Raw genomic sequence first — 531 nt, 5'->3', positions numbered from 1 at the left:
ACCACCAGTCGGACGATCTCGGCCGTGCCGATCGTCACGATCGAGAGGTAGTCGGCACGCAGGCGCAGTGTCGGGATGCCCAACAGCAGTGCCAGGATCGTGGATCCCAGGACGGCTGCCACGACGCAGACCCAGAAGGGCGCCCCGAAGGCCGAGGAGGTGATGGCGAAGGCGTAGCCGCCCACGGCCATGAAGCCGGCCTGACCGAAGTTGAGCAGCCCCGTGTAGCCGAAGTGGACCGCGAGTCCGAGCGTGGCCAGGGCGTAGGCGGCGGTCTGCGGGGTGAAGATCTCACCCACGGCGACCAGGAGGAAGTTCCACTCTCCCATTGTTCAGGTCCTTCCCTCAGCCGATCCGTTGCTTGCGCCCGAGGATGCCCTGGGGGCGCACGAGCAGGATGACGATCATGACGAACATGGCTGCAACGGTCTTCATCGAGGTCGGGATGATGAAGGTCGACAGCTCGATGAACCAGCTCAGCAGCAACGCTCCGACGAGTGCACCGTAGGCGGATCCCAGTCCCCCCAGGGT

Annotated in this window: 1 protein-coding gene and 1 pseudogene; both read right to left on the bottom strand. The window is 65.2% G+C overall.

Annotated features, from left to right (window positions below):
* Window positions 1-329: branched-chain amino acid ABC transporter permease (locus tag FK530_RS25410; RefSeq protein ID WP_146489532.1), on the bottom strand; the 329-nt coding region annotated here is incomplete at its 3' end.
* Between the two features lie 16 nt (window positions 330-345).
* Window positions 346-531, bottom strand: a pseudogene (locus FK530_RS26200) (branched-chain amino acid ABC transporter permease); the annotation flags it as partial.

The organism is Tsukamurella conjunctivitidis (assembly GCF_007858475.1).
Classification (GTDB): Bacteria; Actinomycetota; Actinomycetes; order Mycobacteriales; family Mycobacteriaceae; genus Tsukamurella; species Tsukamurella conjunctivitidis.
The sequence above is the reverse complement of the archived record's forward strand: the minus strand, read 5'-3'. Positions and strand labels throughout refer to the sequence as shown.